The organism is Streptosporangium sp. NPDC050284 (genome assembly GCF_044459525.1).
Classification (GTDB): domain Bacteria; phylum Actinomycetota; class Actinomycetes; order Streptosporangiales; family Streptosporangiaceae; genus Streptosporangium.
The window spans coordinates 300,386-324,168 of the sequence record NZ_JBITIZ010000008.1 but is presented as its reverse complement, the minus strand read 5'-3'; the positions used below and the strand labels follow the sequence as shown (position 1 = coordinate 324,168).

The window sequence follows — 23,783 nt, the reverse complement described above, 5'->3', positions numbered from 1 at the left end:
CGATTTCTAGTCGGCCACCGAGCGGTAGTAAGCGATCTTGTTCCGGATCGCCCGCTGCTGCTCGCGCAGGTTCTCGACCTGCTCCTGCACCCGCCGGTCGTGTGCTTCGAGCAGCGCGATCCGGTCGTGGACCGTGTGGTCGCCCTCCCTGATCATCTCCGCGAAGCGGATCATCTCCGCGATCGGCATGCCGGTGTCGCGCAGGCAGCGGACCATACCGAGCCAGCCGACGTCCTTCTCGGTGAACCTGCGCTGCCCGGCCGCGTTGCGGTCGATCGACTCAAGCAACCCGATCCGCTCGTAGTAGCGGAGCGTGTCGAGGCTGAAGCCGGTCTCCTCCACCACCTGTCTCGGTGTGTACACACTCACACTCGTGGCCCCCATCGAATAACCGCCTAACCGAAAAGTCGCCCCTGCCGACCTGTCGCCACCGACGAATCGGCACAACCAAAAACGGCCCCGATCCGGTGTGCCCACACCGGCTCAGAGCCTTGGCATATCCACCTGCGGAGAAGCCAGGGGATAAACCACGCATAACCCTACCTATGCCCTCTTGGCCATCACAAACAATTTTTCTCCATCATTTCCCGGCCATCCACTTGCCCTGGAGTTCACTCCAGCATTCAAGGTGGTGCCCATGACTCACATCCCCCTCGCTCTGGGCACCATCCCCTTCGGCACGACGGTCGACGACAAGACCGTCTTCGCGATCCTCGACCGGTTCGTCGACGCCGGAGGCGCCCTGCTGGACACCGCGAACAACTACCCGTTCTGGAACGAGGGCGCCACCGGCGACGAGAGCGAGCTCGCCATCGGCCGATGGCTGGCCGCCCGGGGCAACCGCGACCGGATACTGCTGAGCACCAAGTGCGGCGGGCGGCCGACCGTCCCCGGTGACCGGACCCTGGACTCCGCCGAGGGCCTGTCCGCCCCGGTGATCGCCGCCGCCGCCGAGGGCAGCCTGCGACGGCTGGGCACCGACCACGTCGACGTTTACTGGGCGCACCTCGAAGACCGTTCCGTTCCCCTGGAGGAGACCCTGGGCGCCTTCGCCGAGCTCGCCCAGGCGGGCAAGGTCCGCGAGATCGGCGCGAGCAACGTACCGGCCTGGCGTCTGGAGCGCGCCCGCGCCGTCTCGCGGGCGAACGGCTGGCCGCCCTACACGAACGTGCAGCTCCGCCACACCTACCTGCGCCCCCGGCCCGGGGTGTCGCTGCGGGAGGGGGGCCACGTCCTGGCCCAGGACGACATGCTCGACTATCTGCGCTCGGAGTCCGACCTCACCCTGTGGGCGTACAACACGCTCATGTTCGGCGCCTACACCCGCGAGGACCGCCCGATCCAGGACATCTATGATCACCCGGGCACCACCCGCGGGCTCGCCGTGCTGCGGGAGATCGCGGGTGAGCTGAACGCGACCGTCAACCAGGTGGTGCTGGCCTGGCTGATCGGCGGTGACGTGAAGACGATCCCGATCGTCGGCGTGACCTCCACCGCCCAGCTGGAGGAGGCCCTGGGCGCCCTGGACCTCAAGCTCGACGACGAGCACCGCGCCCGCCTGGAGGCCGCCCGCTGACGGGGAGGGCGGGTCAGTCCTGGGGCAGGTGCGCCGACAGGTAGCGGCGGACCAGGTGCTTGCACTCGACGATCAGGTCGGGATCCCCGTTGGGCAGGGAGCGGAAGGCGAGTTTGAGCACCGCGTCGGCGGCCTCCACCGCGACGAAGAGCACCCGGTCCAGCTCGGGTCCGATCGGGGTGCCGACCACCTCGACGATGATCGTACGGAGCCGGTCGGCCACGATGGCGTTGTTCTCCAGCGCGGCGTCGAGCATGCGGTTGGTCCCCTTGACGGCGGGACCGCCGGGGGCGGCGAGCACCTCGCCGAAGTCGACGACCCCGAAGCCCGGCGTGGACCGCTTCATCGCGACGAACTCGTCGATCGCGAGGTCGACCATCTCCGTCCACTCCGACAGCCGCACCTCGGAGAGCCTGGCCGTGACCCGGCCGAGGAACGCCTCCAGGTTGCGCAGCGCCAGCGCGCGTACGAGTCCTTGTTTGTCGGGGAAGAACTGGTAGAAGGTGCCGATGGGCACCTCCGCGCGGCGCGCGACCTCCTTGGTGGTCAGCGCCTCGTAGCCGACCTCGTCCAGCAGTCGCGCGCACTCGTCCAGCATGCGCTCCACCCGTTCCAGGCTGCGGCGCTGGGCGGGCCGACGGCGAAGCGTTCCCCCGGAGACGTTCGTCATCTCCCCATCATCCCCCACGGACAGACCGAGGGATTAACATGAGCCAGACTCGCGCTATCTGGAGGTCGGGATGTTTCTGTGGGGTACGGCGACCGCGTCCTACCAGATCGAGGGCGGCGTCGCCGAGGACGGGCGAGGTGTCTCGATCTGGGACACCTTCTCCCACCGGCCCGGCCGCGTCCGCGACGGTGACACCGGCGACGTGACCTGCGACCACTACCACCGCTGGCCGGAGGACATCGCGCTGCTGTCCGATCTCGGGGTGAACTCCTACCGCTTCTCCATCGCCTGGCCACGCGTCCAGCCGGACGGCAGGGGCGCGATCAACCGGGCGGGCCTCGACTTCTACGACCGGCTCACCGACGCGCTCCACGAGAAGGACATCGTCCCCGCGGCCACGCTCTTCCACTGGGACCTGCCCCAGCCCCTGGAGGACGAGGGCGGCTGGCTGAACCGCGACACCGCCTACCGTTTCGCCGAGTACGCCGCGGCCGTGGCCGACAGACTCGCCGACCGGATCCCCCTGTGGATCACCCTGAACGAGCCCTTCATCCACATGGTCTTCGGCTACGCCCTGGGCACCCACGCCCCCGGCAGGACCCTCGTCCTGGACGCGCTACCCGCCGTCCACCACCAGTTGCTCGGGCACGGCCTGGCCGTGCGGGAGCTCAGGGCGCGCGGCGCGGAAAAGGTCCTGATCACCAACAACTGCACCCCGGTCTGGCCCGCCTCCCCCGACCCCGCCGACCTCGCCGCCGCCGACGCCTACGACACCCTGCACAACCGCCTGTTCAACGACCCCGTACTCCTCGGCGCCTATCCCGACCTGTCCGCGTACGGGGTGAGCCTCGACTGTGTGCGCGACGGCGACCTGGAACTGATCGGCGCGCCCCTCGACGGCATCGGTATCAACTACTACAACCCCACCCGGATCGCCGCGCCCAGCGGCGAGGGCCTCCCCTTCGAGGACGTGGGCGTCACCGGCTACCCCACCACCGCCTTCGGCTGGCCCGTCGTCCCCGACGGCCTGCGCGAGCTGCTCTGCGGCCTCGAAGCCCGGTACGGCGACGCACTCCCGCCGGTCTACGTCACCGAGAACGGCTGCTCCCAGCCCGACGAGCCCGGCCCCGGCGGGACCGTGGACGACCAGGACAGGATCGCCTTCCTCGACGGCCACATCGAGGCCGTCGAGCGGGCGCGGGCCGAGGGGGTGGACGTGCGCGGCTACTACGTCTGGTCCCTGCTGGACAACTTCGAGTGGGCCGAGGGCTTCAGCCAGCGCTTCGGGCTCGTGCACGTCGACTTCCCCACCGGTACGCGCACCCCGAAGGCCTCCTACCACTGGCTGCGCGACCGCATCTCGCGCGGCACGCCCTCCCCGTCGTGACGCGCGGCGCGGGCGGCCCCCTCACCGCGCCCGGCCGTGCCGCCCGTGCCGCCCACGCCGACCCCCTCGTCGCCCGCGAGGCGCCGGGGCGCCCTTTCCCGAGCCGACCCCGGTGTGCCGCGCCGAAGGAAAAACCCGTTGTGCTGACACGAGACGGGTCGTACCGTCTAGGGCCATGTGCCTGTACTTCGCCTGCCAGACGGCCGGCTACGTGATCCGTCCCCGCCACAGCCGGCCTCCGGCCCGCTAGGGGACCTTCACCTTCCTTCCGTTCTTCACGCGTTCCCTACGCGCGCCCAGGGCCTCCGAGACCTTCCTTCACCTCGGACCCGAAAGGGCGAAAAGCTGTGGCGCACTCCTTCGCGCACGGAAACCATTCACACACCCAGAGAAAGGTCAAAAACGGCGGTGGCCGCAGTGACCGCGACCGCGCCAGACGCACCCTCTCGCAGAACTTCCTCGTCGATCCGCACGCCGTGCGGCGGATGGCCGAGGCGGCAGGATCGCACGAGCTGGTCCTGGAGCCCGGCGCGGGAGAGGGTGCTCTCACCCTCGCCCTCGCCGGAAGCTGCGCCAGGGTGGTGGCGTACGAGATCGACCCGCTGCACGCGGGCAAACTCGCCGCCCGCACCCGCGACGACGACCGGATCGAGGTGGTCAGGGGCGACTTCCTGGCCGCGCGGGTCCCGCGCGAGCCGTTCGCGGTCGCCGGGAACATCCCGTACTCGATCACCTCGAAGATCGTCGACTGGTGCCTGCGCGCGCCCGCGCTCACCTCGGCGACCCTGCTCACCCAGCTGGAGTACGCGCGCAAACGTTCCGGCGACTTCGGCCGCTGGAGCAGGCTGACCGTGCTGACGTGGCCCGGCCACTCCTGGGAACTGGCCGGCCACGTCGGCCGCGCGAGTTTCCGGCCGGTGCCCGCCGTCGACTCCGCGATCCTGCGGATCGAGTCGCGTCCCGTCCCGCTGCTGCCCGGCGGCCGGGACGCGGCCTGGCGGGAGTTCGTCGAGTACGGCTTCACCGGGCTGGGCGGTTCGCTGCACGCCTCGCTGCGGATGCGGTACGCGCCCCACCGGGTCGACGCCGCGTTCGCGGAGGCGCGGGTCGACCGTGACACCGTGGTGGCGTTCGTCCATCCTGACCGGTGGCTCACGCTGTTCGAGCTGCTTCACCGATGACACCCGGGAACCCCCGGGGCCGGCCCGCCCCATCGGCCGGCCCCGGGGGTTCCCAACCCGTACGGCGAACGGCTGTTCGAGGGGGCCCTACCCCTCGGCGCCGTACGGGCGGTCGCGCCGGGCGTCGTGCAGGATCGAGCCCCACCAGAGAAGCTGGTCGAGCATCGCCTTCGCGGCCGCGTCGTACCTCTCGGGCTCCTTGAGGTCGCCGTCGGGGCCGAACAGCTCGAAGTACCGGGGGAAGCTGACGTAGTCGCGGACCGTGTGGGCGTGCAACTCACCGAAGACCTGCCGCAACTGCTCTATCGCCAGAAGGCCGCCGCTCCCCCCGCTGTAGCCGACGAAGCCGACCGCCTTCGCCGCCCACTCGGTGTAGTGCCAGTCGATCGCGGCCTTCAGCGAGGCCGGGAAGCTGCGGTTGTAGTCCGGTGTCACCACGACGATCGCGTCGGCCGCGTCGATCCGCCGGGTGAGGTCCGCCATCTCGGCGGGGCGGGCCATGTCGGGTTCGAGCGCCGGTGGCAGGGGCGGCAGCTCCAGCGGCAGGGGCGTGTCCGCCAGATCGACGAGGTCCACCGCGAACCGGCCGTGCCGCTCGGCCCGCTCGGTGAACCAGTTCGCGACCACGGGGCCGAACCTTTCCTGCCGCACGCTACCGATGATCACCGTGAGGTTGAGGGTCTCACTGGGCATGTCTGTGCTCCCTGCTGGAGATAGGGGTTCATGGGTGACCGGAAGATCACGTCCCCCAACCTGCCGGGCGGCGTGGAGACCAGGAAGACCGGGCCAAGGCTGGTAGTGACAGGGCCACGACCACGGCGGCCACGGCTGTTACGTTCGAAACGTGAGCGACAACGAGCTGGGCATGTTCCTGCGCATCCGCCGTGAAGCCGTCACCCCCGCCGAGGTGGGGCTGCCCACCGGCTCCCGCCGCCGCACGCCGGGCCTGCGCAGGGCCGAGCTCGCCACGCTCGCCGGAGTCAGCGTCGAATACCTCACCCGGCTCGAACAGGGACGAGACCGCCGCCCGTCCACCCCCGTACTGTCCGCGCTCGCCACCGCGCTACGGCTGACCACGAGCGAACGCGTCCACCTGCACCGGCTCTCCAAGTCGGCCGACGGCGGCTTCACCTGCATGGGCGCGACGACGCCGGCCCGCGCGGTCCGCCCCACCGTACGGGCACTGCTCGACCGGCTGGAGCCCGCCCCCGCCCTGCTGCTCAACCGGCTGAGCGAGATCCTCGCCTGGACGACGGGGTACGACCGGCTGGCGCGGCCGATCGGCCTGCTGGACGGCAGCCCGCCGAACCTCGCCCGCTTCGTGTTCGCCGACAGCCGGGCACGGACCGCCTACCCCGACTGGGAGCATGTCGCCGACGAACAGGTCGCCGCGCTCAAGCAGGGGCCGTTCAGGGCGGACTGGCACATCGCCACACTCGCCGACGAGCTGGCCGTCACCGCCGGGGCGGATTTCGCCGGGCGGGTGGACACCCTGCCCGGCCTCCCGAAGTCCAGCGGCGTCACGCGACTGGTCCACCCCGACGCGGGTGAGCTGCGCCTGGCGTACGAAACCCTCGAACTGCCCGCCGACGACGACCAGCGCCTCATCGTCCATCTCCCCGCGGACGACGCCACCGCCGCCGCACTCGACCGCCTCACCGGCCGCCGCCCGGGCGCGCTGCGCGCGGTGTCCGGCTGACGCGGGATACGTCGCCGCTGGGGAAGCGGTGCGTCCACCCGGATCGTACAGATCATCCGGCACGGGACACGTCGCCCACCGGGGAAGCGGACCATACCCGCGTACGGCCACGATCGGGTCCGTACCAGCGTGGCTCCCCCCACTGTGCGTCACAACCGGCATAATCGAGACGATCAGCCTGGTCAGGGCGCACGCGCGATGCTCCCCTCCGGTTCGTACCGCCGGGCGGATCCCCTCCACCGACACCCACGTCACGCCACGTGACGACCGTACAGCGACCCGGGCGTCAGACAGGAGGAGCGCATGCGTCTCGCCATACGGATCGGAGTGGCCACCACTCTCATGGCGGCCCCGAGCACCCCGGCCGAACCGGTCGTCCCGCCCACTCCCACACCCGCCGCCAGGCCGATCGCCCCGCCCATTCCCGCGCCGACCACCAGGGTCGACGTCAAGGCCCTCCCCACCCCCGTCGTCACGGCCAACGCCGCCCCCACCCCCGCACCCGTCCCCACGAACAGTGTCAAAGCCGTCCCCACCCCGGCCGCCACGGCCGGCGCCAAGGCCGCACCCACCCCGACTCCCACGCTCACCCCCACCCCCCTCGCCACGGCAACCCCCAGTGCCACCGCCAGCGCCACCGCGACCGTGAACGCCACTTCGACCGCGACCGCGACCGCGACCGCGACCATTAAGAGCAAGACCAAGAGCACGGTCTGGCTGCCTCCCTTCGGCGGCAGGAACACCATCCCCCCGTGGCTGAAAAAGGTCCCTTCGCTCCGCGTCGTCCCCACGTGGCCCCGCCAGGCCAGTAGCGTCCGGATATTCGTACACTGCCCCCCGAACTCGAACCACGCGATCATCGGCTCCGGCGCGTTCAACCTCAAGGGGTCGAGGCGCATCTACCGGGAGGTGGGGCTGGGACTCTCCAACCGAGGGCTGGGGCACCGCGCCGCGTCCATCTCCCGCTTCGTCCTGCCGGGATACCACGGGGCGTGCCTGACGTGCGTGAAGGTCACGATGAACAAGCAGACCGGCATCAGGCGGATCAAGGTGCTCGGTCGAGCCTCCGCCCCCCTCTACGTACGAAGGTTCAGCATCTGGCAGTTCTTCAACGCCTCGACCACCTGCGTCAAACGCGACCGTTGCTGACCCCTCGCAGCACCGCCCGGCGAACTGTCAGGGCTCGCCGGTAGGTTCCGCGAGATGAGCGAGATCGAGGGGAAGTCCGGGCTCGACGCGCCCGGAGCGCGGCTTCTGGACGCCGCGAGGAAGGGTGACCCCGACGCGTTCGGGCAGCTGGTCGAGCCGTTCCGCGGTGAGCTGCACGCGCACTGTTACCGGATGCTCGGATCGGTCCACGATGCCGAAGACACCGTGCAGGAGACGCTGGTGCGTGCCTGGCGGAGCCTGGAGCGGTTCGAGGACCGGGGCTCGATCCGGTCGTGGCTGTACAAGATCGCGACCAACAGGTGTCTCACGCTGATCGAACGCCGGGGCCGCCGGGAGCTCCCCACCGATTTCGGCCCGGGTGCCGCGCCGCTCGCCGAGACCTCGTGGATCGAGCCGTACCCCGACGAGCGACCGGGCCCCGAGGCCCGCTACATGGCCCGCGAAGGCATGGAACTCGCCTTCGTCGCCGCGCTCCAGCACCTGTCGGCTCGCCAGCGGGCCGTCCTGGTCCTGCGTGAGGTCCTCGGGTTCTCGGCACGCGAGGTCGCGGACCTGCTGGAGACCACGGTCGCCTCGGTCAACAGCGCGCTGCAGCGGGCCCGCAAGGTGATCGGCCCACGGCTTCCCGACATCGACCGGCGTTCCCCGGACGGGAAGGAGCTCCGGGAGATCGCGGATCGGTACGCCGCCGCGTGGGAGGCAGGAGACGTCGAGGCCATCGTGGCGATGCTGACCGACGACGCCAGATACGCGATGCCGCCGCTGACGGAATGGTACGAGGGGCACGAGAGGATCAGGGCCTTCCTGATCGAGGGACCGCTGACCGGCCGGTGGCGCTTCCTGCCGACGTACGCGAACGGGCAGCTCGCGTTCGGCACCTACATGTGGGACGAGGGCAGGAAGGTCCACGCCGCGACCGGGCTCGACCTGCTCACACTGCGGGGTACGAGGATCGCCGAGATCGTCTCGTTCCTGACGCCGGAGATCTTCCCCATGTTCGGCCTCCCTGGCGAGATCGCGGACTGATCCGGCGCCCACCGCTTCCGGCATGAGGCGATCGCGGTGTGAAGCGGTCTCGGGTGAAGCAGTCTCAGTGTGAAGCGGTCTGGGCGCCGGATGATCCCACCATGAGGCGGTCTCGACGCCGGGCAGTCTCGGTGTCGGGCGGAATCTCGACGCCGGGCGATGAGTTCGGCGCCCTCCACGGGTTGTACGCGGCGACACCACCCATTCGACACACAGGAGGCGGACCATGTCGCTCAAGGGCAAGAACGCGATCATCTACGGCGGAGGCGGCTCGGTCGGGGGTGCCGTCGCCCGCGCGTTCGGCCGCGAGGGGGCACGCGTCTTTCTCGCCGGACGGACCCTGACGACCCTGGAGAGGGTCGCCGACCGGATCCGTGCCGTGGGAGGCGCGGCCGAGACCGCCGAGGTCGACGCGCTGGACGAGAGGTCGGTCGACGAGCACGCGGCCGCCGTCGCGGCGGAGGCGGGAAGCATCGACGTCTCCCTCAACGTGATCGCGGACACGGACGTGCAGGGGACGCCGATGGTCGACATGTCCCTGGAGGACTACCTGAGCCCGGTCGTGACCGCCGTACGCTCAAAACTCCTCACCTCGCGCGCGGCCGCCCGGCACATGATCGGGCGGCGGTCGGGCGTGATCATGTTTTTCGGCGGGGCGGGCGACCACAGCGCGACGCGACGCTACAACCTGGGAGGTCTGCTCACCTCGTTGGACGCGGTCGAGTCCATGCGACGCCAGCTCGCCGTCGAGCTCGGCCCTCACGGGATTCGCGTCGTCACCCTGCGGACCGGTGGCCTGCCGGAGACGATCCCCGCCCACCTCGACGAGCGCGAGGACATCGTGCGGGACATCGTGGGGCAAACCCTGGTCGGGCGGGCGGCGTCGCTGGAGGACGTCGGCAACGTGGCCGTCTTCGCCGCCTCCGACTGGGGACGCACCATGACGGGGACGGTGCTCAACATCACCTGCGGCGCGGTCCTGGACTGACGATCGCGCTCGGCGGCCGACGACGTCGCTTCACCTGTGATCGGGGAGGCGGCTCGACAGCGGCGGAAGGGGTAATCCAGCGGACTTCCTCGGGTGACGCGTTCGACGAGCGGATGGCCGCGAAGATCCTCGACAGACGCGAATCCGGCCGGATACCCTGCGCACCCCCGAGAAAACGAGCGGAGTCTTCGTGAGCGTTGATTCGAGCCGGCTGACACTCACCGAGAGGGCGGGATTGAGCTGCGGCCCAGAGGTGATGCGCGAGGCGCTGTACACGCAGCGCAGGAGCCTCGCCGGTCGCCTCGCCGAGTTGACGCCATCCGACTGGGCGGCTCCGACGCACTGCACGGAGTGGTCCGTTCACGATGTCGTCCGCCACATCGTCGATGTGGCGGAGTATCACGTCGCCGAGCTCACCGGCCAGTCGGGGTACACCCGCTTCAACGGGCTCGGATCGTTCGATCCCACCTCGACTCCCGACCTGTGGCTCCAGGACTCCGCGGGCCGGTCCCCCGAGCAGACGGTCGAGGCGCTCCTGACGGTGACGGAGGACGAGTACGACAGCCTCGGTGCCCGGATCGAGAAGGGCGACTCCTCCCTGGAACGCAACGTCGCGGGTCGCGAGACCCTGTGGTCGGTACGGTCCCTGCACGTGCTGTGGGACACCTGGCTCCACGAGCGCGACATGTCGCAGACCCTGCGGACGGACGGCCCGCCGGACGTCACCGTTCGGCGCCTCGCCGCCCTGTACGGCCTGCTGTTCGCCGGAGGTGTCGCCGCGCTGTTCGGCGACCTCCCACAGGTGTCCTTCCAACTCGTGGGCAGTCCCGACGGCGTGTACGAGATCTCGGGGCGGCAGGACGACGTCAGGGTGACCGCCGGAAGCGCCTCGCCCCCTGACCTCGGCGGGCCGTTCGAGGCGGTGCTGGAGAGCCTCTCCGGGCGCGGCCCCTCTCTCTCCGAGATCGTCGGGGTCTCGAACGCCGCCGTCGAGGGCCTTTCCAAGCTGTCCACCGCCATGAGGCCTGAAGATCCCGAAGACACGTCGTCGTAGAAGCCGATGATCCCGAGCGTGCCCGGGGCCGGGTGAGAGGCACCGGTTCGCCGAGCGGACCCGCACACCGTCGCGGTGGTCCCGAGAGTCGCGGAAGATCCCGGAAATCATCGGCCGATCCGGGTCTTTTGTGACTCCGGACACAGGATTTCACCTCACCGAAACCTACGGCGGTATCGCGTCTGGGTAGAGTCCCGCCATCCTCGACAATGTTGATCCCTTCATCGGCGTAGCGGCCACCGACCTGCCTCGGGCACATGGTCTGGCCGCCACTTGGTGGTGGCCGAAACCGCAGGTGGGCAATACCCATCCGGGCGCCACGTCACCGCTGGGCATGGTGTCGGCCTGCGCCTACTCCGGCGCGTACCCGACGGGCTACGGCAGATACACCAAGAACACCGAAGGTGTCCCCGAGGAGATGTTCGAGCGGCTGCAGGCGTCCGGGTTCACCCACTTCCAGCAGTCGGGCACCGGCGCGATCCGCAAGTACTACAACTACGTCCGGGTCACCCCGATGGTGCAGCCGCTGGACGCGCTGGGTGAGGCCTGGCCGCTGCACGACGAGGTGGCGGAGGCGGGCTACTACGCGGCCACCCTCGACACCGGGATCCGCTGCGAGCTCACCGTGGGCACCAAGGTCGCCGTGCACCGATACACGTTCCCCCGGCACAGCAGCGCTCGCGTGGTGGTCGACCTGTCCTGCGGCGGCCTCGCCATCGAGCACGGCCGCACCGTGCCGTTGCGTGCGCAGGTGGAGAGCATGGGCCACGGCCGGGCCCAGGGCACGGTGGCGATGGAGGGCGTCCCGCTCTCGGTGTACCTGGACGTCGACGCTCCCGGCTGGCGGCAGATGCTCTGGTACGACCGGCGGCTCATCGACGGCGGCACCCGCCTGGACTTCGACAGCATCCGGCACACCACGTTGCGTCCCTTCGGCATGCTCTTCATGGGTCCCACCGAGCCTGGGCAGACGATCGAGGTGCGGCTCGGGTTCTCGCTGCGCGGGTGCGACCAGGCGCGGGAGAACCTGGAGCGCGAGTGCGGGGCCCGGCCGGCGTTCGACGTGGTGCGGTCCAAGACCAGGGTCCGCTGGGGCGACCACCTCGACCGCGTTCAGGTCGAGGGGGGCACGCCGGCCCGCCGCACCGTGTTCGCGACGGCGCTCTACCACTCGCTGATCAAGCCGTGTTTCGCCGACGACGAGAGCCCGTTCTGGCCGACGTCCGGGCCGTTCGCGTTCGACGTGTGCACCATGTGGGACATCTACAAGACGCAGTTGCCGCTGCTCGCGGCCATCGTCCCCGACCGGGCCGCGCATCTGCTGGAGTCGCTGATCCGGGTCTGCGAGGAAGAGGGCAACTTCCCCATCGGCTACCGGATGGCTCGCGGCGCCGACCGCTTCTACCGCCAGGCGAGCGCGCTCGCGCACACCGCGCTGGCCGACGCCCACGCTCTCGGCCGGGCGGGCCTGGACTGGAACTGGGCGCTCGTGCACATGGTCGACGACCTGCGTCGCCTGTACGGCGAGGAGTTCTTCGAGCACGGGGTGGTGCACCCGATCACCCACACCCTCGACCTCGCCTACGGCCACCACTGCACGGCGCAGGTCGCCCGCGCGATGAACGACCGGCGCCTCGCCGACGATCTCGACGACCGCAGCCGCCGGTGGGTGAACGCCTTCGACCCGAGTACGGGACTGCTGCGCGACTCGGAGTTCTACGAGGGCGGCAAGTGGAACTACTCGTTCCGGCTGCTGCACGACATGGCCGCGAGGATCGCCCTGGCGGGCGGAGACCGGGCCTTCATCGGCATGCTGGACAGGTTCTTCGGCTTCGACGCCGCACCGGTGGCACAGCCGGGGCGGCGCCCCCAGGCTGCGGAGATGGCGGCCGGATACGCCCTGAACCGGTTCGAGGGGCTGAACAACGAGCCCGACATGGAAGCGCCGTGGGCGTATCACTACGCGGGGCGGCCCGACCGTACGGCCGAGGTGGTCCAGGCCGCGCTGACCTGGCAGTTCGGCACCGGACCCGGCGGGCTGCCCGGCAACGACGACTCCGGCGGCCTGAGTTCCTGGTACGTCTGGGCGTCGCTGGGACTGTTCCCGATCGCCGGCCAGAACCTGTTCCTGGTCAACGCGCCCGCGTTCTCCGGGGCCGTGCTCAAGGCCGGTGGCAACGAGTTCGTCATCGAGACCAGCGGGCACCGCGAGACGCCGATCGGTGTCGACGGCATCGACCGTGACCCGCCGGCGCAGTACGTCCAGTCGGCGACCCTCAACGGCGAACCCATGAACGCGACGCATCTGAGCGCCGCCACCGTGCATCGGGGCGGTGTGTTGCACCTGCGGCTGGGCCCGGAGCCGTCCGGGTGGGGGCGGGAGGTCCGCCCCCCGTCTCTTTCAGATCCGCCCGCCAGAACGAAGGAAGCACGATGACCAACCCCCGCCGCCGTCTCGTCATCGTTGTCAGGGCCGACCCGGTCATCTGCGGCCATTCAGGCGAGGCCCGCAACCTCGCCGAGGTGGCACTGACCCGCGGGTTCGACGACGTACGCCTGCTGACCTGGCCGATCCCCGCGCTGCAGGCGGCCGGACTGCCGCTCAAGCCGCTCGACCGGCTGCTGCCGTACAGCGCCGGGATCACCGTGGAGCGTCCCGAGGCGGTCGGCGACTACCGGGTGCCCGACGGGCGCCACCAGGCGGGACTCACCGGACGCCTCGTCGAACTGCTCGCGGAACCGGTGCCCACGACCTGCCTGTCCATGTATCTCGTGCCGCACACCTCGGTCGTCATGGACGCGGTCACCTCCGCGCGCGCCGCCGGGTTCGCGCCCGACGTGCACACCGTCGCGAAGGCGGTCGGCTCCGACGTGACCAACGTGATCCGGTCCTGCCTGCGGGAGGGCCGGTTCGGCGCGGCGACCGTGCTGTTCACCACGTTCCTCGCCAACGACGAGGTCGTCGCGGTCTCCGAGTACACCCGGGAGGAGATCGTCGCCTCGGCCGAGCAGGTGGACGCTCACTGCGGCACCACGTTCGCCGAGCAGTGCCGGCGTCGCGTGACCGTCAGCTACCCGCCCATCGACTCCTCCGCCTTCCTCGACCCGGATCCGGCCGACGTGGACGCCGCGCTCGCGAAACGCGGTCTGGAGCGCGACGGATACATCCTGTTCCTGTCCCGGGTGACCCGGGCGAAGGGCATCCACGACCTGATGGCCGCCTACGGCCGGATGCGCTGCCGGTCGCGGGTGAAGCTGGTCGTCGCCGGCACCGGGCCCGCGCTGAAGGAGATACGGGCGCTGGCCAAGGAGGACGACCGGGTGACGATCCTCACCGACGTGGACGACAACGAGAAGCCACTGCTCATGCGCGGCTGCGCGGCCTACGTCCTGCCCACCAAACCCGAACCCGACTTCGTCGAGACGTTCGGCATCGCCCTCGCCGAGAAGATGCTGGCCGGAGGCGGACCGATCGTCACGACCAGGACGGGCGGGACCCTGGAGGCGGTCGGCGACACCGCCGTCATCGTCGAGCCCAGGGACATCGGCGGCCTCGCCGCGGCCGTGGACCGGGTGGTCCTGGAGATGTCCGCCACCGAACGCCAGGACCTGGAACAGCGCGCCCGCACCCGCGCGATGGCGTTCGACCGGGCCGCGGTGTTCGACAACCTGTTCCCCCAGAAAGCTCTCACCGTCGGCGCCCTCTGACCTCCGCACGCCCCCGGTTCCCATGGAGTTCCCAGGCAGAGTTTGTAGCACTTTCGACTGAGATTAATGAGTATGGGTAGATGGAGCCCATGCCGCAGGAGACCGACGCGGCCAGGGCTCAAAAAACCGTGGCCGGAAGGACCGGGCGGTTCGTCGTCGGAGGTGTCACGCTCGTCGTCGTGGCGCTGCTCGCGTACTGGCTGGGAAGCAGCGGCGGGAACGGCGAGGAGGCCGCGTCCGGGCCGAGCGCGACACCGACGCCCAGCGCGACGCTCACGGTGAACGACGTCTTCAAGAGGGTCGGGCCGTCGGTGGTGGTCATCCAGGCCGAGAAGTCGCTCGGAACCGGAGTGATCGCCGCCGAGGACGGGACGATCCTGACGGCGCACCACGTCGTCAAAGGCACCTCCGACAAAGGCGGTTCCGGCAAAGACGCCGGGAAGGTCACCGTGACGTTCGCCGACGGCACCAGGACGAAGGCCGTCGTCGCGTCGTCGAACCCCAAGCTCGACGTCGCGACCCTAAAACCCGAGAAGCTGCCCGAGATCGTCGTCCCGGCGACGCTCGGCGGCACCGCGGCCGTGGGCGCGCCCGTCGTCGCGATCGGCAATCCGCTGGGCCTCACCTACAGCGTCTCCACCGGCGTCGTGTCCGGCCTGAACCGGACCGCCAATGACGGCGGCCCGAACGGGCTCATCCAGTTCGACGCCTCCGTGAACCCCGGCAGTTCCGGCGGCCCCCTCCTGGACGCCCGCGGCCTGGTCATCGGGGTCGTCGTCTCGATCGCCGACCCGGGAAACGACGAGGCGTTCGCCGGCATCGCGTTCGCGGTGCCGATCGGTGCGGCCCTGGGCGGCGGCGAAGGCGACGGGCCGCCGGGTGACGGACCCCAGATCTGACCGCGGCGTCACGAGAAGGGACGCCATTTGACTTCCTCCCCACACCTCAAGGCGGGGGTCTCCACGCCGGAAGGAACACGATGACCTCGACCAGGTTCTCCCAGTCGGCCCATCCGCTCGAACAGGTGCTGTTCGAGGTCAAACGCACGATCGTCGGGCAGGATGTCCTGCTGGAACGCATGGCCGTCGCGTTGATCGCCGGTGGCCACCTGCTCGTCGAGGGCGTACCCGGCCTGGCCAAGACGCTCGCGGTGAGGTCGATGGCCGCCGCGATCGCCGGCAGTTTCCAGCGCGTCCAGTTCACCCCCGACCTGGTACCGGCCGACCTCGTGGGCACGCGGGTCTACCACCAGCACTCCGGGGAGTTCAAAACCGAGCTCGGCCCGGTGTTCGCGAACCTGCTGCTCGCCGACGAGATCAACCGCGCCCCCGCCAAGGTGCAGAGCGCCCTGCTGGAGGTGATGCAGGAGCACCAGGTGACGATCGGCCGCGAGACGTTCCGGGTGCCCGAGCCGTTCCTGGTCATGGCGACGGAGAACCCGATCGAGTCGGAGGGCACCTACCCGCTGCCCGAGGCGCAGGTCGACCGTTTCATGATGAAGGTGGTCGTCGACTATCCGACACAGGTCGAGGAGCGGGCGATCGTCGAACGGGCGCTGCGCCCGCCCGAGCCGCCGCAGCCGACGGTGACGGCCGAGGACCTGATCGCGATGCGGGCCCGCGCCCAGCAGGTGTACGTCGACCTGGCGATCGTCGACTACGCGGTACGGCTCGTCTCCGTGACCCGTTCCCCCGCGATGGCCGGGCTCGGCGAGCTGGAACGGTACGTCACCCACGGCGCGAGCCCGCGGGCGTCCATCGCGCTCGTCACGGGCGCCCGGGCTCTGGCGTTCCTGCGTGGCCGCGACTACGTGCTGCCGCACGACCTGTCCGAGATCGCGCTCGACGTGCTGCGCCACCGCCTCGTACTGTCCTACGAGGCCCTCGCCGACGACGTCGACACCGACGCGATCATCACCGCGGTGCTCGGGGCCGTTCGTACGCCCGACGTCGTCCTGCAGAACCGCTGAACCGCCATGGCCACCGCCCCCGAAAAACTCCTGCTCCGCCTGGAGTGGAAGGTCGTCCGCAGGCTCGACGGCCGGCTCCAGGGCGCCCACCGCACCGCGCACCGCGGCTCGGGAATCGACTTCACCGGGCTACGCGCCTACAGCGAAGGCGACGACGCCCGGCACATCGACTGGAACGTGACCGCACGGCTGGACGATCCGCACCTGCGAGTGTTCACCGAGGACCGTGAGCTGACGGTGTGGCTCGTCCTCGACCGGTCGGCGTCGATGACGGCCGGCCGGCCGGGACGCGGCAAGCACGACGTACTCGCCGAACTCGCGCTCGTCCTCGCCCGGCTGTTCGGCCGGGGCGGCAACCGCGTCGGCGCCCTGCTCTTCGACACCGGGAAGCCGCGCGTCGTGCCACCCGGCACCTCCCGGCGGCACGCGCTGCGGATCGGCGCCGAACTGGAACGCACCTCCGGGGCGCGCGACGGCGCAGAACCGAAACGCACCTTCAGGACGCGCGTCGGCGGTGAATCGGAACGTACTCCCGAGACCGGCGTCGGCGGTGAACCGGAACATACTGCCAGGACCGGCGTCGGCGCCACGCTGAAACGCGCCTTCAAGGTACGCGCCGACGCCGAGCCGAAACGTGCTTCCAAGACGCACTCCGGCACCACCACCGACCTGGCGGAGATGCTCGACGCGGCCGGGCGGCTCGCGCGCCGCCGCGCACTCATCGTCGTACTGTCCGACTTCATCGGCGACGGCGACTGGGAACGCTCGCTCCAGCGCCTGGCCCGGCGGCACGAGGTGGTCGCCCTGCGGATCGTGGACGCGGCCGACGACGTACTGCCCGAGGCCGGGCTGATCGTGGTCGAGGACGCCGAGACCGGCGAGCAACTCGTCGTCGACTCCGCCGACCCGCTGCTACGGGTCCGCCTCCGCGCCGCCGTCGACGCCCGCGACGCCCGGCTCAAGGCGGGCATGCGCCGGGCGGGGGTGCCCGTCCACCGCATCGACACCGACCGCGACCTGGGCGAGGCACTCGTCGAAGTCGTCGCCCGGACCAGGGACCGGTCGCCATGACCGAGCATGTCGGAACCATCGATCGGCCCCGGAGCCGAGCCGCAACGACCGAGCATGCCGAACTCATCACCCGAACCCGGAACCAAGCCACCACGACCGAACACCTCGGCACCGTCGATCGAACCCGGAACCACGAGGTCGTCAACGGATACCCGAGGCCGGCGAAGGAGGCCTCGTGACGCTGTCCTTCCCGCTGCTGCTCGCCGTCGGACTGCTCCTCACGGCGGCGCTCGCCTGGGCGGCCGTCGTCTCGGCACGCCGCAGAACGACCGCCCTCACCGCCGCCGGAGTCGCGGTGCCCGGCGGCCGCCAGGCGTACCTCGGTGTCGGCCTGGTGATCGCCGGCGTCGGGATACTCGCGGTCGCCGCGGCCGGACCTGCGGCGATGGTGCCGGTCCCGCGGACCGCGGGCACCGTCATCCTCGCCATCGACGTCTCCAACAGCATGGGGGCCGACGACGTCGCGCCCACCCGGCTCGCGGCCGCGCAGCGGGCGGCCCGCGCGTTCGTGGCGGCGCAGCCCGACAGCGTCGACATCGGAGTCGTCGCGTTCGAACGCGGTGCGCTCACCACCGCGCGGCCCGACGCCGACCACTCCGTCGCGCTCAAGGCCATCGACCGGCTGAAGATCGTCGGTGGCACTTCGCTGGGGGCGGCCATCACGGCCTCCCTGTCGGCGATCACCGGCAAGCAGGTGGCCGTCGGCCGCGACGGCCCCGCGCCCGACATCGGCTACTGGCCGTCCGCGACGGTCGTGATGTTCTCCGACGGCCAGAACGGGGGCGGGGACGTCGAACAGGCCGCCGCGGTGGCCCAGCGGGCGGGCGTCCACATCCACACCGTCGGGGTCGGCACCACGGCCGGGGCGACGGTGAAGGTCGACGGCTACCGTCTGCAGACCTCGCTTGAGGAGGACACCCTCACCTTGATCGCGCAGACCACCGGTGGCGCCTACCACCCGGCCTCCGACACCGCGCGACTCGACGGGATCGCCGACACGATCGACCTGCGGGTCACCGTCTCCGACGAGCCTCTGCCGCTCGCCGGCGGGCTGATCGGACTCGCCCTCGCCCTGCTCACCGCGGGCGCGGCGCTCACCGTACTCCGAACCGGGCGGGTGATCTAAGTGTCATTCCCATGGCCGCAGACGCGGCGCTCACCGTACTCCGAACCGGGCGGGTGATCTGAGTGTCGTTCTCGTGGCCATGGGCGCTGCTCTCCCTCCTCGTCATCCCGCTGATCTTCGCCGTCCGCGAGTGGGCGCGCCGCCGCCGTCGGCGGGCCGCCGTGCGCGTCACCTCCATCGCGCTCGTACGCGGCGCCCTGCCCGGTCGTACGCTCTGGACGCGGAAGATCCCCACGGCACTGTTCGCAGTCGGGCTCGCGCTGCTCGCCGTCGGGGCCGCGCGACCGCAGGCGTCGGTCCCGGTGCCGCAGACCTCGGCGACGATCCTGCTCGCGCTCGACACCTCCGGCTCGATGTGCTCGACGGACGTCGATCCCAACCGCATCACCGCCGCGAGGAAGGCCGCCGCCGAGTTCATCGAGTCACAGCGGGGCGGGCCGCGCATCGGCCTGGTCACCTTCGCGGGCACCGCGGGCCTGCTCGTCCCGCCCACCGACGACACCGACTCGCTGATCGAGGCGCTGGACGGCCTCACCGTGTCCCGTGGCACCGCGATCGGGCAGGCCGTGCTCACCTCGATCGACGCGATCGCGGAGGTCGACCCGTCGGTCGCCCCCACCGGGGCGGACCCCGGCGACAGCGGGTCGGGCTACGCCGGTGCCGCGATCGTCGTACTCACCGACGGCGCCAACATCCAGGGCGTCGACCCGCAGGTCGCCGCCCAGGAGGCGGCCCTGCGCCGCGTCCGCGTCTTCACCATCGGTTTCGGCACCACGGACCCGGCCCCGATGGTCTGCGAGAACTCACAGTTCGACGGCCGCGGCTTCGGCGGCTGGGGCGGTGGCTGGGGAGGCGGCCGTGGTGGATTCGACAGGGGCCGCAACCCCCGCACCATCGACGAGCCCGCGCTCAAACAGATGGCCCAGACCACCGGCGGCTCCTACCACCGCGCCGAGAACGCCGACCAGCTCCAAAACGCCCTCGACGCCCTCCCCGGCACCTTCACCGTCATCCGCCAACAGGTCGACACCGCCGCCGCCTTCGCCACCGGCGGTGGCCTCCTCGTCGCCGCGGCCCTCGCCCTCTCCCTCTGGTGGAACCGCCCCCGGCCTCCGGCCCGCTGACCGTACCTGCGTCCGCGCGAAACCTCAGCGGCGACCGTCGAGCGGGGCGTACAGCGAGAGGTGCGGGGACAGGGCGTGGAGGAAGTCCGGGGCATCGAAGACCGCGCCCGCGGAGGCGACGCCGGCACTCCCAGCGCTCCCGGCGCCGCCGGTGCTCCCTCTGCCCTTGGCACCGCCGGAACTCTCGGCGCCGCCGATGACTCCGGTACCTCCGCTGGTCCCGGCGCTGCCGACACCCCTGGTCCGGCCGCTGAGGATGCGGTCGACGGCCTCCACCGCGAGCGGCGCACTGATGGCGTAGATGTCCTGACCGGCGGCGGTCACCCGGCGTTCCGTGCCGCCGGAGCGGACGAGGACGTCGACGACGAAGGTCTGCGCGGAACGGCCACGCTCGTCGACGGCGGTCGGAGCCGGGGCGTCGGGAGCGGACAGGTCCGAGGCCGCCTTGGCGGTCATGTAGGTGCGCACCTCCGGGACGGCCAGGTGGCTGGGAACGGTGACGACGTCGGCCATGGTGAACTCTCCGATCACGCTCTGGGGGCCGAGCGGAGCAGGGAAGGGCCACTCCAAGATCGGCAGGGCGTCGTCGTGATACTCCAGCCGTCCACCGGTGAAGCGAACACGGCGACCACCTCGCCGCTGCCCCGAGACCACGCCCGAGGCGAGCGTTCCGCCGGTGGGGTGCCAGCTGCTCAGGCCGTAGGCGATGTGCGCCTCGTCCGCCGCCGTCCAGTCGCCCATCGCGGCGGTGACCAGGAGGTCGCCGAGCCCGCCGAAGAAGGCCATCGCCGGGACCACCAGGGTGCCCGCGGCGCGGGCGCGCTCCGCGAAGCGCGCGAACGTGTCGACGTTCGCCTCGATCTCGGCGGCCACGTCGACATACGGAATGCCGGCGCGCAATGCCGCCTCGATGAGCGGGGCGGCGGTCGCGGCGAAGGGCCCGGCGCAGTTGATCACGGCGACCGCGCCTTTCAGCGCGCGGTCGAGCGAGGCCGGATCCTCGACCGACGTCTGCCGCTTCTCAAGTCCGGGGTGGGCCTCCACCAGCGCCGCCAGCTTGTCCTGATCACGGCCGAGGAGCAGCGGGACGTATCCGCGCTCCCGCAACTCCGCGACCACGAACCGCCCGGTGTGCCCGTAGGCGCCGAACACCGCCACGTTCCGACCCGATCCCATGCTTGCTCCCCGCGTACTCGAAGTGATCCACCGCCGAAATCCTGTCCCCGTTGCCCCATCGGGGCCAGTGTCTGGAATGACATGACTCGTACAATTCCCGACATGAGCCCTGTCCCGCGTTCCGTCGCGGTCGCCGCCACCGACGGGATGCTGCACTTCGAGCTGGCCCTCGCCTACGAGGTCTTCGGCTCCGCCCCGGCCGCACTGCCCGGCCCCTGGTACGACGTCAGGGTGTGCGGCACGCACGCCGTCCGGGTCGGCCGGTTCCTGCTGGAGCCGGACTGCGGGCTCGACCGGCTGGCGCACGCCGAAACCGTGATCGTCCCCGCCCTGGTGGACGTCGACGAGGACCCGCCGGCCGACCTGGTCGAGGCGGTGCGCGCGGCTCACGCGTCGGGCGCGCGGGTGGTCTCCCTGTGCACGGGCGCGTTCGTGCTCGCCGCCGCCGGCCTGCTGGACGGGCTGCGCGCGACCACGCACTGGGCTCACACCGAGGAACTGGCCGCACGCTACCCCCGGGTGGAGGTCGACCCGGACGTGCTCTACGTCGACAACGGCAGCGTGTTCACATCCGCGGGCAAGGCCGCGGCGATGGACCTGTGCCTGCACCTGGTGCGCCGCGACCACGGCTCCGCGATCGCCAACGTGGTCGCCCGCCGCCTGGTCGTACCGCCCCACCGGGCCGGCGGCCAGGCCCAGTTCGTCACCACACCGGTGCCCGCCCAGGACGGCCACCCCCTGGCCGAGCTGCTCACCTGGGCGATGCGACGACTGGACCAGCCTCTCACCGTTGAGGACCTGGCCCGCCAGGCGAACATGAGCTCGCGCCACCTGACCCGCCACTTCCGCTCGGTGGCCGGCACCACCCCGCTGCAGTGGCTGTTGACTCAGCGGATCCGCCGCGCGCAGGAACTGCTGGAGAGCACGGACGACAGCGTCGAGGCCATCGCCTCGGCCGCGGGCATGGGCACGGCGACGACCCTGCGCCGCCACTTCCACCGCACGATCGGCGTACCGCCGGACACCTACCGCCGCACATTCCGACCGTGAGACCACTCACCGACCTCGAAACCGTCCCGGCCGCGTATTCACGACAGCGGGCGAAGGCCCGTCCCGGGGAGCCGTAGCCCTCCCAGGTGTCCGGACCTCCGCCCGAGGCGCTTCACCCGATCGCCCTCATGCGCCGAACCGGCTGGTCGGCGTCAGCTGCGCAGGGTCCATCGCTGGTTGGCCTGGCCGTTGCAGGACCAGAGGATGATCTTCGTGCCGTTCGCTGTGGCTGCGGCGTTCGCGTCGAGACACAGGCCGGACTGCACGCCGGTGACGGTGCCGTTGGCGTTGACGTTCCACTGCTGGTTGGCCTGACCGTTGCAGTCCCAGATGGCCACCTGGGTACCGTTCGCGGTGCCCTGCCCGTAGGCGTCCAGGCACTTGTTGCCATACACCTGCAACTGCTTGCCCGCGGTGTAGGTGAACCGCTGGTTGGTGCCGCTCCCGCAGTCCCAGATCTGCGCCTGGGTGCCGTTGACGGTGCTGGAGTTCGGCACGTCGATGCAACGGTTGGACTGACCGCCGACGATCTGGACGTTCTGCTGCGGGTTACCGCCGCCCGCAGGCGCGTAACCGGCGGCGGTGATGTTGGCCTGTACGGCGTTCTCGGTGGCGGCCGTCGGATAACCGGAGGTCAACACGCCCTCGAAGAAGGTGCCGCGGGCGGAGACGCTGTTGTCGCCGCCGATACCGAGCAGGATGGCGCCCTCCTTCTTCATCGGGTGGTAGCCGCTGGGACGCGGTCCGTCGAAGTAGGTCGTCAGACCGCCCGACTGCGCGTTCCCACCCCGGATCGCCCAGTGGTTCGGCTCGCCCTTGACGATGGCCGTGACGAAGCGGTGGTTGATCGACGGGAGGTTGTTGTAGCCCGCGTTCACCCCGGAGAAGAGTCCCCACTCCATGTCGGCCATGATCCAGGGACCGGCTCCGGCCCCGTACCCCCACTGTTTGTTGGCGCCGAAGTAGACGGTCTCCATGATGCCGCGGGCGTCGGCCTGGCCGTCCGTCTGCGCGTTGCCGTAGTCGAAGCAGCACCACTGGTTGTAGTGCGTGCCGTCGACGACGGCGTAGATGCCCTCGGGCTGGTCACCGGTCGCGACCCCGTTGGTGTTGTTGTTGCGGTAGCCGGTGCCGGGCTCCACGCGGACACCGTATGCCTTGTTCCCGTTGATGGTGATCGGCGCCGCGGTCGCGTTCGCGAGGTTGTCCCATCCGCCGGGACCGGGGCCGGGCCAGAAGCCGGGCGGCGCCTGGGTGAGCCGGTTATTGCGGCCGGACTGGTCGTAGATGATGGTGATGAGGCAGGTCGTGCCGGAGCAGAACGAGTCCTGCGCGGCCGCGTTGGCGTATCCGCCCGCGCTCAGCACGCCGATGTCGCGGGTGGCGTTGTCCGAGGCGCGCCTGACCTGGTACAACGGACCGTTGTACTCGCCGTACAGCGCACGGGTCGTGCTGTGCGCCGCCACACACGGCGTGCCGCCCGCGGCGTAGATGTCGCATGACTGTGCCGCCGCGGCCTCGGCCGTACCGGCGCCGACTGGCCACGTCATGGCGATCAGCGCGCTCGCACCGATCACGAGCGACCTTCTCAGGGTCCCGAAAAACATCATGCCTTCTTCTCTCGATGAAGAAATCGCGATCGGACGGCGCCGGGACGACAGGCCAGGTCGCGATGTTAGCGCTAACATAAATGGCCCGTCTGACAGCGATTCGCGGCTGAAGATACTGTGGAGTACATTCGACGGAGATCCTCGCGTCAATAGGGTGGGCCGAATTTCTCGGACATCCGAGCGCACTCGGCGCATTAC

General features: G+C 70.5%; 21 protein-coding genes. 16 read left to right on the top strand and 5 right to left on the bottom strand.

Annotated features, from left to right (window positions below; translation table 11 throughout):
* Window positions 1–6: 6 nt before the first annotated feature.
* Window positions 7–363 (bottom strand): MerR family transcriptional regulator, encoded by a 357-nt coding sequence (locus ACIBH4_RS21015; protein WP_362508064.1) that lies wholly within the window; start codon window positions 361–363, stop codon window positions 7–9.
* Window positions 364–637: 274 nt separating this feature from the next.
* On the opposite strand from ACIBH4_RS21015, the gene ACIBH4_RS21010 reads away from it, so the two are divergent.
* Window positions 638–1,576 (top strand): aldo/keto reductase, encoded by a 939-nt coding sequence (locus ACIBH4_RS21010; protein ID WP_362508061.1) that lies wholly within the window; start codon window positions 638–640, stop codon window positions 1,574–1,576.
* Between the two features lie 13 nt (window positions 1,577–1,589).
* Here ACIBH4_RS21010 and ACIBH4_RS21005 read toward each other — a convergent pair whose 3' ends face one another.
* Entirely contained in the window at window positions 1,590–2,246 is a 657-nt protein-coding gene (locus ACIBH4_RS21005) for a TetR/AcrR family transcriptional regulator (RefSeq protein ID WP_362508058.1), read from the bottom strand.
* A gap of 70 nt (window positions 2,247–2,316) precedes the next feature.
* Here ACIBH4_RS21005 and ACIBH4_RS21000 point away from each other — a divergent pair, with 70 nt between their 5' ends.
* Entirely contained in the window at window positions 2,317–3,633 is a 1,317-nt protein-coding gene (locus tag ACIBH4_RS21000; protein ID WP_362508055.1) for a GH1 family beta-glucosidase, read from the top strand.
* Window positions 3,634–4,118: 485 nt separating this feature from the next.
* The gene (gene erm, locus ACIBH4_RS20995; RefSeq protein ID WP_399172643.1) at window positions 4,119–4,814 is read left to right on the top strand and encodes an ErmE/ErmH/ErmO/ErmR family 23S rRNA (adenine(2058)-N(6))-methyltransferase; all 696 of its coding nucleotides are present in this window, start codon (window positions 4,119–4,121) and stop codon (window positions 4,812–4,814) included.
* An 87-nt stretch (window positions 4,815–4,901) separates the two neighbouring features.
* Here the strand turns inward: erm and ACIBH4_RS20990 are convergent, their stop codons facing one another.
* Window positions 4,902–5,507: an NAD(P)H-dependent oxidoreductase gene (locus ACIBH4_RS20990; RefSeq protein ID WP_362508048.1), complete on the bottom strand. Its 606-nt coding sequence runs from the start codon at window positions 5,505–5,507 to the stop codon at window positions 4,902–4,904.
* Window positions 5,508–5,658: 151 nt separating this feature from the next.
* Between ACIBH4_RS20990 and ACIBH4_RS20985 the strand changes: the two genes are divergently transcribed.
* The 12 genes from ACIBH4_RS20985 to ACIBH4_RS20930 all read left to right on the top strand — a co-directional run bounded on the left by ACIBH4_RS20985 (window position 5,659) and on the right by ACIBH4_RS20930 (window position 19,749).
* Complete coding sequence (locus ACIBH4_RS20985; protein ID WP_362508045.1) at window positions 5,659–6,513, top strand: helix-turn-helix transcriptional regulator; 855 nt, start codon at window positions 5,659–5,661, stop codon at window positions 6,511–6,513.
* 303 nt (window positions 6,514–6,816) lie between these two features.
* Window positions 6,817–7,662, top strand: coding sequence for a hypothetical protein (locus tag ACIBH4_RS20980; RefSeq protein ID WP_362765664.1), 846 nt, complete (start codon window positions 6,817–6,819; stop codon window positions 7,660–7,662).
* A 54-nt stretch (window positions 7,663–7,716) separates the two neighbouring features.
* Window positions 7,717–8,709, top strand: coding sequence for a sigma-70 family RNA polymerase sigma factor (locus tag ACIBH4_RS20975; RefSeq protein ID WP_362508039.1), 993 nt, complete (start codon window positions 7,717–7,719; stop codon window positions 8,707–8,709).
* Window positions 8,710–8,935: 226 nt separating this feature from the next.
* Window positions 8,936–9,697: an SDR family oxidoreductase gene (locus ACIBH4_RS20970; RefSeq protein ID WP_362508036.1), complete on the top strand. Its 762-nt coding sequence runs from the start codon at window positions 8,936–8,938 to the stop codon at window positions 9,695–9,697.
* 190 nt (window positions 9,698–9,887) lie between these two features.
* Window positions 9,888–10,751 carry a maleylpyruvate isomerase family mycothiol-dependent enzyme gene (locus ACIBH4_RS20965; protein WP_362765667.1) on the top strand — a complete coding sequence of 288 codons (864 nt, stop codon included), beginning with the start codon at window positions 9,888–9,890 and terminating at the stop codon, window positions 10,749–10,751.
* Window positions 10,752–10,950: 199 nt separating this feature from the next.
* Window positions 10,951–13,188: a glycoside hydrolase domain-containing protein gene (locus ACIBH4_RS20960; protein ID WP_362508270.1), complete on the top strand. Its 2,238-nt coding sequence runs from the start codon at window positions 10,951–10,953 to the stop codon at window positions 13,186–13,188.
* Complete coding sequence (locus tag ACIBH4_RS20955; RefSeq protein WP_362508030.1) at window positions 13,185–14,459, top strand: glycosyltransferase; 1,275 nt, start codon at window positions 13,185–13,187, stop codon at window positions 14,457–14,459. The genes ACIBH4_RS20960 and ACIBH4_RS20955 overlap by 4 nt, the downstream gene beginning before the upstream one ends.
* 80 nt (window positions 14,460–14,539) lie before the next feature.
* Window positions 14,540–15,358: a trypsin-like peptidase domain-containing protein gene (locus tag ACIBH4_RS20950; RefSeq protein WP_362508027.1), complete on the top strand. Its 819-nt coding sequence runs from the start codon at window positions 14,540–14,542 to the stop codon at window positions 15,356–15,358.
* 80 nt (window positions 15,359–15,438) lie between these two features.
* Window positions 15,439–16,428: a MoxR family ATPase gene (locus ACIBH4_RS20945; protein WP_362508024.1), complete on the top strand. Its 990-nt coding sequence runs from the start codon at window positions 15,439–15,441 to the stop codon at window positions 16,426–16,428.
* A gap of 6 nt (window positions 16,429–16,434) precedes the next feature.
* The gene (locus ACIBH4_RS20940) at window positions 16,435–17,499 is read left to right on the top strand and encodes a DUF58 domain-containing protein (RefSeq protein ID WP_362765670.1); all 1,065 of its coding nucleotides are present in this window, start codon (window positions 16,435–16,437) and stop codon (window positions 17,497–17,499) included.
* 175 nt (window positions 17,500–17,674) lie between these two features.
* Window positions 17,675–18,625, top strand: coding sequence for a VWA domain-containing protein (locus ACIBH4_RS20935; RefSeq protein WP_362508018.1), 951 nt, complete (start codon window positions 17,675–17,677; stop codon window positions 18,623–18,625).
* A gap of 62 nt (window positions 18,626–18,687) precedes the next feature.
* Window positions 18,688–19,749, top strand: a complete 1,062-nt coding sequence (locus tag ACIBH4_RS20930; RefSeq protein ID WP_362765673.1) for a VWA domain-containing protein — start codon at window positions 18,688–18,690, stop codon at window positions 19,747–19,749.
* A gap of 24 nt (window positions 19,750–19,773) precedes the next feature.
* Here ACIBH4_RS20930 and ACIBH4_RS20925 read toward each other — a convergent pair whose 3' ends face one another.
* A complete protein-coding gene (locus tag ACIBH4_RS20925) occupies window positions 19,774–20,925 on the bottom strand; it encodes a saccharopine dehydrogenase NADP-binding domain-containing protein (RefSeq protein ID WP_362765676.1) in 1,152 nt (383 codons plus the stop codon).
* Window positions 20,926–21,027: 102 nt separating this feature from the next.
* Between ACIBH4_RS20925 and ACIBH4_RS20920 the strand changes: the two genes are divergently transcribed.
* Window positions 21,028–21,975 (top strand): helix-turn-helix domain-containing protein, encoded by a 948-nt coding sequence (locus tag ACIBH4_RS20920; protein WP_362508009.1) that lies wholly within the window; start codon window positions 21,028–21,030, stop codon window positions 21,973–21,975.
* Window positions 21,976–22,127: 152 nt separating this feature from the next.
* On the opposite strand, the gene ACIBH4_RS20915 is transcribed toward ACIBH4_RS20920, so the two are convergent.
* A complete protein-coding gene (locus ACIBH4_RS20915; RefSeq protein WP_362765679.1) occupies window positions 22,128–23,552 on the bottom strand; it encodes an arabinofuranosidase catalytic domain-containing protein in 1,425 nt (474 codons plus the stop codon).
* Window positions 23,553–23,783: the final 231 nt, after the last annotated feature.

Excerpts from the sequence above, each read along its gene's own strand:
- ACIBH4_RS21010 (WP_362508061.1), top strand. The coding sequence starts at position 638 with ATGACTCACATCCCCCTCGCTCTGGGCACCATCCCCTTCGGCACGACG.
- ACIBH4_RS20970 (WP_362508036.1), top strand. The coding sequence starts at position 8,936 with ATGTCGCTCAAGGGCAAGAACGCGATCATCTACGGCGGAGGCGGCTCG.
- erm (WP_399172643.1), top strand. The coding sequence starts at position 4,119 with ATGGCCGAGGCGGCAGGATCGCACGAGCTGGTCCTGGAGCCCGGCGCG.
- ACIBH4_RS21000 (WP_362508055.1), top strand. The coding sequence starts at position 2,317 with ATGTTTCTGTGGGGTACGGCGACCGCGTCCTACCAGATCGAGGGCGGC.
- ACIBH4_RS20990 (WP_362508048.1), bottom strand. The coding sequence starts at position 5,507 with ATGCCCAGTGAGACCCTCAACCTCACGGTGATCATCGGTAGCGTGCGG.
- ACIBH4_RS20950 (WP_362508027.1), top strand. The coding sequence starts at position 14,540 with ATGGAGCCCATGCCGCAGGAGACCGACGCGGCCAGGGCTCAAAAAACC.
- ACIBH4_RS20975 (WP_362508039.1), top strand. The coding sequence starts at position 7,717 with ATGAGCGAGATCGAGGGGAAGTCCGGGCTCGACGCGCCCGGAGCGCGG.
- ACIBH4_RS20920 (WP_362508009.1), top strand. The coding sequence starts at position 21,028 with ATGAGCCCTGTCCCGCGTTCCGTCGCGGTCGCCGCCACCGACGGGATG.
- ACIBH4_RS20940 (WP_362765670.1), top strand. The coding sequence starts at position 16,435 with ATGGCCACCGCCCCCGAAAAACTCCTGCTCCGCCTGGAGTGGAAGGTC.
- ACIBH4_RS20945 (WP_362508024.1), top strand. The coding sequence starts at position 15,439 with ATGACCTCGACCAGGTTCTCCCAGTCGGCCCATCCGCTCGAACAGGTG.
- ACIBH4_RS21005 (WP_362508058.1), bottom strand. The coding sequence starts at position 2,246 with ATGACGAACGTCTCCGGGGGAACGCTTCGCCGTCGGCCCGCCCAGCGC.
- ACIBH4_RS20955 (WP_362508030.1), top strand. The coding sequence starts at position 13,185 with ATGACCAACCCCCGCCGCCGTCTCGTCATCGTTGTCAGGGCCGACCCG.
- ACIBH4_RS20980 (WP_362765664.1), top strand. The coding sequence starts at position 6,817 with ATGCGTCTCGCCATACGGATCGGAGTGGCCACCACTCTCATGGCGGCC.
- ACIBH4_RS20925 (WP_362765676.1), bottom strand. The coding sequence starts at position 20,925 with ATGGGATCGGGTCGGAACGTGGCGGTGTTCGGCGCCTACGGGCACACC.